Source organism: Burkholderia sp. LMG 13014 (genome assembly GCF_905232215.1).
In the GTDB taxonomy this organism is placed as follows: Bacteria; Pseudomonadota; Gammaproteobacteria; order Burkholderiales; family Burkholderiaceae; genus Burkholderia.
The window spans coordinates 1-6367 of record NZ_CAJNKE010000347.1 but is presented as its reverse complement, the minus strand read 5'-3'; the positions used below and the strand labels follow the sequence as shown (position 1 = coordinate 6367).

Here is a 6367-nt window from a genome sequence, read left to right as displayed (position 1 = left end):
CATGCCGCAGCGGCTTCGCGACCTTCATGGCCATCGCGACGAGCAGCCCGGCCGCCGCCGCGGCAAGCCCGGCGAACAGGTGCTGCACGCGCGGATCGTTCTGCGTCTTCGCGTACAGCACGCCGAGCGCGACGACGACGAGCGTCGGGCCCGCAATCAGCCCGAGAATGCCGGCGAACGCGCCGGCGACGCCGCGAAAGCGCATGCCGACGGCCACCGACAGGTTGATCACGTTGCCGCCCGGCAGGAACTGGCACAACCCGAGCAGATCGGTGAATTCATCGGCGGAGAGCCATTTGCGCTCCTCGACGATGGTGCGGCGCGCGAACGGCAGCGCGCCGCCGAACGACATGAGGCCAAGCGACAGGAAGCCGGTGAACAGCTCGGCGAGGCCGACGCGGCGCGCGGCAGGTGGCGGGGAGGCCGGCGGCGGGGAAGCAGGCGGAAAAGCGGATTGCATGGGGCTCCTCACGAAACGGTGAACCGAGGTTACCGCCGTTCCAGATCCCGGCAAAACGATTTTATTGGCGCATCCTTGTGATCTAGAATCACAAGCATGGCACGCGATCTCCCACCCTTTTCCGCGCTTCGGGCCTTTGAAGCCGCGGCACGACACGAAAGCTTCAGCGCCGCCGGCGACGAGCTGCATGTGACTCACGGTGCCATCAGCCGGCAGATCGCCGGGCTCGAGGCGTGGCTCGGCAAGCCGGTGTTCCACCGCTACGGCAAGCGCGTGAAGCTCACCGACGAAGGCCGCCGCTACCTGGACACCGTGCGCGCCGCGTTCGACAGCATCGCGCTCGCGACCGATCAGTTGCGCAACACGGGCGCCGCGCGCGTGCTGCGCATCAACGCGCTGCCGACCTTCGCGATGAAATGGCTGCTGCCGCGCCTGTCGCGGTTCCAGCGCGACGTGCCGAACGTGGAGCTGAAGCTGTCGACGTCGAACGCGCCGCTCGACACGCTCGACGGTTTCGACGTCGCGATCCGCCGCGGCCCCGGCCACTGGCCGAACTGCACGAGCGGCCACTTCCTCGACGAAAGCGTGATTCCGGTCTGCAGCCCCGCGCTGCTCAGGCGCGCGCCGATCGCGCGCGCGGACGATCTCGCGCGCCACGTGCTGCTGCATTCGGATACACGTCCGGAGGGCTGGCGCGACTGGTTCGCGGCGGCCGGCGTGGCGATGAAGGGGCGCAAGCGACAGTCGTTCGACCACTTCTACCTGGCGCTGCAGGCAGCCGTCGACGGGCTCGGCGTCGCGCTCGGCCCGCTGCCGCTGATCGACGACGAACTGGCGAGCGGCCGGCTGGTGATGCCGCTGGAGGGGCCGCGCATCGCGACGCGCAGCTACTGGTGGATCGCGCCGCGCGCGCCGGCGGACGATCCGCTGGTCGCGCAGTTCTGCGCGTGGCTGCAGACGCAGTCGAACGTCGGCGCGTAGCGCAGCGACGTTCGACGCAGACGATGATGCGGGCGGCAGGACGCCGCCCGCCGAAACCTCAGACCACCGGGCCCGGTTCCTTTTCCTTGCGCAGGATCGCGTACAGGATGATCGCGCCGAACGTCGCGGTGCCGATCCCGCCGAGCCCGAAGCCGCCGATCTTCAGCGAGAAGTCGCCGGCGCCGAGCACCAGCGTGACGGCCGCGACGATCAGGTTGCGGTTGTCGGAGAAGTCAACCTTGTTGACGACCCAGATCCGCGCGCCCGTCACCGCGATCAGCCCGAACACGACGATCGACACGCCGCCGAGCACCGGGCCCGGAATCGTCTGGATCACCGCGCCGAACTTCGGCGAGAAACCGAGCCCGATGGCGATCACCGCGGCCACCGCGAACACGAGCGTCGAGTAGATCCGCGTGACGGCCATCACGCCGATGTTCTCCGCGTAGGTCGTCACGCCCGTGCCGCCGACGCTGCCCGACACGATCGTCGCGAGCCCGTCGCCGATGAACGCGCGGCCCACGTAGCGATCGAGGTTGGTGCCCGTCATCGCGCTGACGGCCTTGATGTGGCCGAGGTTTTCCGCGACCAGGATCACCGCGATCGGCGCGAGCATCAGCATCGCGTGCGGATCGAACACCGGCGCCCGGAAGCTCGGCACGCCGAACCATGCGGCATGCGCGACGATCGAGAAATCGATCGGCTTGCCGAGGCCCATCCCGTTGGTCGCGACCGCGTAGATCGCGTACGCGATCACGAGCCCGACGAGGATCAGCAGGCGCTGCATCATCCCGCGCGCGAACACCGCGACGCCGCCGACGGACAGCACCGTGACGAGCGCCATCACCGAGTCGAAGGTCGACGCCGAGACGCCCTTGACCGCGATCGGCGCGAGGTTCAGCCCGATCACCGCGACCACCGCGCCGGTGACGACGGGCGGCATCAGCGCCTCGATCCAGCGCGTGCCGATCGCCTGCACCAGCGCGCCGAGCGCCATGTACACGACGCCGCACGCGATGATCCCGCCGAGCGCGACCGGGATGTTCGGGTTCGGGCCGCTGCCGCCGTAGCCCGTCACCGCGATCACCAGGCCGATGAACGCGAAGCTCGAGCCGAGGTAGCTCGGCACGCGGCCGCCCACCAGCACGAAGAACAGCAACGTGCCGATGCCCGACATGAAGATGCACAGGTTCGGGTCGAAGCCCATCAGCAGCGGCGCGAGCACCGTCGAGCCGAACATCGCGACGACGTGCTGCACGCCCATCGCGATCATCTGCGGCCACGCGAGGCGCTCGTCGGGGCCGACCACGCGCGATGCCGCGCCGGTCGATTGCACCCGCCAGCGCGGGAAGTAGGAATCGGACATGGGGAAAAGGAGCTCCTGTCGGTCGGTCGCCGGCTGCGGAGGATGCGCCGGTCTGGAATCTGGCGCGAGTTTACGGAGCGGAAATGGGGCTGGCAAGCGCACTGATGCGCGGGCCGGCGAGCGCAAGGCACGGCTCGCCGTGCGCGCGAAACGGGGCACGAACGTGCGGCCCGGTGAAGCGCCCGTCCGCGCGTGAAGGTGCGCGGGCGGCGGTCCACGCCGGCACGCGACGCAAGCGTGCGCTCACATCGCGGCCGGCGCGTCGTGCATCAGGGATTGATGTACTGGAACAGCGACAGGTTCTGCAACTGCGCGTAGGCCTTCTGCGAGCCCGTCAGCGCGTTCTGCATCTGCAGGAACTGGCTGATCGTCGACACCATGTTGGTGCTCGTCAGGTCGGACAGGTTGCTGGTGATCTGCAGCGTGTTGGTCTGGTTCACCGCCTGCATCGCCTTGATTTCCTGCTCGCGGCCGCCGACCGACGCCTGCACGGTGAGGACGTTCGTCATCATGTTGTTCAGCTTGGTCGTGCCGGTGGTCATCGTGTTCGCGAGTGCGGTCGCGGCAGCCGTGTTGGTGCTGACCGGCGTCTTCAGCGCGGTGATCATCGAGTCGAGCGCCGCGAACACGTCGGTGCCGGCCTGCGGCGCGGGCGTGACCGTGAACGTGTCGCCCGGCGCAGGCGTGCCCGACACGGGCACCGACAGGCCGTTGCCGAGCGGGATGGCCGAATCGGCCGAATACGGCTGCGCGGCGCCCGGGGTCGGCGGCACGACGGAGTTGTCGGTGACCGTATAGGTCGGCGCGGCGGCCGTGCCGCCGAACGTGATCGTGAACTGGTGCGTGTTGGTCACGGCCGACGGGCTCGTGATCGACACCGCGCCGATCGTACCCGTGCCCGTATTGTTCGCACCGGCGAGCGGCACCGGCTGGCTGCCGAGCATCGGCACCGACAGGAACACGCTGGAACCGCTGTCGCCCTGCGAGATCGCGCGCGTGTCGGCGATCTGCACCTGCCGCGAACCCGTGTCGCCGCTGTAGGTCACGCCGCCGCCCGGCGCGTTCGCGAACGGCGCCGTGGTCGACTGGAAGCCCGCGAACAGGTAGTTGCCCGCGCCGTCCGTCGAGTTCGCGAGCGTCAGCAACTGGTCGCGATAGCCCTGCAACTGGGTCGACAGCGCCGCCCGGTCGCTGTCGGCCAGCGAGCCGTCGCCGGCGTGTATCACGACCGAGTGAATGGTGTTCAGCAGGTCGTTGACGCTGAAGAGCGTCTGGTCTTCCTTCTGCAGCGACGACAGCGCGACGTTCTGGTTCGACGAATACTGCGACAGCGTCGCCGACGTCATCGACAGCTGCACCGCCTGCGCGGCGCCCAGCGGGTTGTCGGCCGGCGTCGACAGGCTCACGCCGCTCGAGATCTGCTGGTACAGCTGCGACAGCTGCGCCTGCTGGTCGCTCATCTGCGCGACGTTCATCTGGTAGAACTGGGTGGTGGAAATCCGCATCGCTTCGATCCCCGAAATCAGTTGAACAGGCCGAGCACGGTCTGGAACAGCGTCGCCGCCGTCTGGATCACCTTCGCGTTCGCCTGGTAAAGCTGCTGGTACTGCATCAGGTTGGCCGCTTCCTCGTTCTGGTTCACGCCCGACACCGACTGCTGCGCGGACGTGATCTGGCCGACCAGCGCGGTCTGCGCGGCGCTCGACGACTTCAGCTGGCTCGTCGTGTTGCCGATGCCGTTCACGTAGTTCGCGTACGCGCCCGTCAGCGTGGTCGTGCCGTTGCCGAACGATTTCGCGTTGACGAGCTTCGACAGCGCGAGCGCGTTGCTGCCGTCGTTCGTGCCGCCCGAGTTCGGCGCGACCGTGAACGTGTCGCCGGCCGAGGGCGTGCCCGACACCGCCACCGTGACGCCGGCCGTCAGCGTGATCGGCGAGCCGGCCTGGTACGCCTGCGGCGTGCCCGTGCTCGGCGGCGTGACGGAGTTGTCGGTGACCGTGTAGGTCGGGCTGGCGGTCGTGCCGCCCATCGTGATCGTGTAGTTGTGCGGGTTGGCCGCGGCAGTCGCGCTCGTGACCGACAGCGCGCCGATCGTGCCGGTGCCCGTGTTCGTCGTGGCGGCCGCCGGCACGAACGGCGCCGCCGCCGCGATCGCGGAGCCGTTCGACGTCGCGAGGCCGAAGCCGTTCAGCGCGCCGCGCGTCGGCTGCACGGTGAACTTGTCGCCCGGCTGCATCTGCGTGCCGGCCGCGGTCGAGAAATTCAGCCCGCCGAGCGACACCGGCATCGGCCCCTGCTTCTGGTCGACCACCGTGCCGCTCGCGCGATCGGTCAGCGTGTAGTTCTTGCCGTCGTACGACAGCGTGTAGTCGCTCGTGGTCGGCTGCGACGCGTTCGCGAACGACACGGACAGCGCCGCGTTGCCGGTATTGCCCTGGTTCGCGTACGTGATCGGCGTGCCGGTCGTGAACAGGTTGCCGCCCACATTGCCCGACAGGTCGACGCCAAGCGCGTTCTGCGCGTTGACCTGCGCGGCGAAGCTGGTTGCGATCGCGCCAAGCTGGGCTTCGGCCGGGTCGAGCGTCTGGCTGCGGAACGAGAGCAGGCCGCCGAGCGTGCCGCCCGACAGCGAAGCGTCGGACAGGTACTGGTTCGGGCCCTGCGGGTTCGCGCCGGCGATGCCCTGCGACACGACGGTCAGCTCGCTCGGATCGGACGGCGACGTGACGGTCGCGAGCTGGTAGCTCTTGTCCGCGACGACGAGCGGCGTGCCGCCCGCGAGAAACACGCTGTAGCCGTCGCTGTTGCGCGCGACCTGCACGCCCGCGAGGTTCGACAGGTTCGATACCGCGAGGTCGCGCTGGTCCATCAGCTGGTTCGGCGGCTGGCCCTGGCTGCTCGCGGCCGAGATCTGCTGGTTCAGTTGCGCGATCTGCGCGGTGTACGCGTTGATCTGCGTCACGGTGCTCGTCAGCTGCGTGTTCACGCTCTGGCGCAGCGCGTCGTACTGCTGGCCGGCCGCCGTGATCTGGTTCGCGAGCGTCTGCGCATTGCTCATCGCGGTCTGCCGCACCGACGAGTCGGACGCGGTGTTCGCGACGTTCTGCAGCCCGGTGAAGTAGCTCGTGATCGCGGTCGAGATGCCGGCCGTCGGGCTGCCGACGTAGTTGTTCAGCTGCGTGACGAGCGAATACCACGTCGACAGCGCACCGCCCTGCGTCTGCGCGCCGTTCAGCTGGTCGCTCAGGTACTGGCTGTACTGGCGCTGCACGGTGGCGGTGTTTACGCCCTGCGGCAGGTAGCCGCTGCTCGTGTACTGGCCGCTCGCCTCGGCATAGACGGGGCGTTCGACCGAGTAGCCCGGCGTCGCCGCGTTGCTGATGTTCTGGCCGGTCGTCGTGAGGCCCCAGAGTGCGGCATTCAGGCCGCTGACGCCGAGGTTCATGAGTGTGTTGGACATGCGCGATCCTGATGAGCCGGCCGCGCTGCGGCCGCCGGGTTGCGTGACTCCCGGTATAACGGCCGCGGATCGAAAAAATTGAGGAAAAAATGCGCGCGCG

General features: G+C 68.7%; 5 protein-coding genes. 1 reads left to right on the top strand and 4 read right to left on the bottom strand.

Annotated features, from left to right (window positions below):
* Nucleotides 1–460: chromate transporter (locus JYJ84_RS25585; RefSeq protein WP_205189592.1), on the bottom strand; the 460-nt coding region annotated here is incomplete at its 3' end.
* 96 nt (nucleotides 461–556) lie between these two features.
* Between JYJ84_RS25585 and JYJ84_RS25580 the strand changes: the two genes are divergently transcribed.
* Nucleotides 557–1441 (top strand): transcriptional regulator GcvA, encoded by an 885-nt coding sequence (locus JYJ84_RS25580; protein WP_175222438.1) that lies wholly within the window; start codon nucleotides 557–559, stop codon nucleotides 1439–1441.
* A 58-nt stretch (nucleotides 1442–1499) separates the two neighbouring features.
* Here JYJ84_RS25580 and JYJ84_RS25575 read toward each other — a convergent pair whose 3' ends face one another.
* The 3 genes from JYJ84_RS25575 to flgK all read right to left on the bottom strand — a co-directional run bounded on the left by JYJ84_RS25575 (nucleotide 1500) and on the right by flgK (nucleotide 6267).
* On the bottom strand, nucleotides 1500–2807 hold the full coding sequence (locus JYJ84_RS25575) for a solute carrier family 23 protein (RefSeq protein ID WP_175222437.1): 1308 nt from the start codon (nucleotides 2805–2807) through the stop codon (nucleotides 1500–1502).
* A 269-nt stretch (nucleotides 2808–3076) separates the two neighbouring features.
* Nucleotides 3077–4312 carry a flagellar hook-associated protein FlgL gene (gene flgL / locus JYJ84_RS25570; RefSeq protein WP_175222436.1) on the bottom strand — a complete coding sequence of 412 codons (1236 nt, stop codon included), beginning with the start codon at nucleotides 4310–4312 and terminating at the stop codon, nucleotides 3077–3079.
* Nucleotides 4313–4329: 17 nt separating this feature from the next.
* Entirely contained in the window at nucleotides 4330–6267 is a 1938-nt protein-coding gene (flgK, locus tag JYJ84_RS25565) for a flagellar hook-associated protein FlgK (RefSeq protein WP_122946452.1), read from the bottom strand.
* Nucleotides 6268–6367 lie beyond the last annotated feature (100 nt).

Coding starts and splice junctions, on each gene's coding strand:
- flgL (WP_175222436.1), bottom strand. CDS start 4,312: ATGCGGATTTCCACCACCCAGTTCTACCAGATGAACGTCGCGCAGATG.
- JYJ84_RS25580 (WP_175222438.1), top strand. CDS start 557: ATGGCACGCGATCTCCCACCCTTTTCCGCGCTTCGGGCCTTTGAAGCC.
- flgK (WP_122946452.1), bottom strand. CDS start 6,267: ATGTCCAACACACTCATGAACCTCGGCGTCAGCGGCCTGAATGCCGCA.
- JYJ84_RS25575 (WP_175222437.1), bottom strand. CDS start 2,807: ATGTCCGATTCCTACTTCCCGCGCTGGCGGGTGCAATCGACCGGCGCG.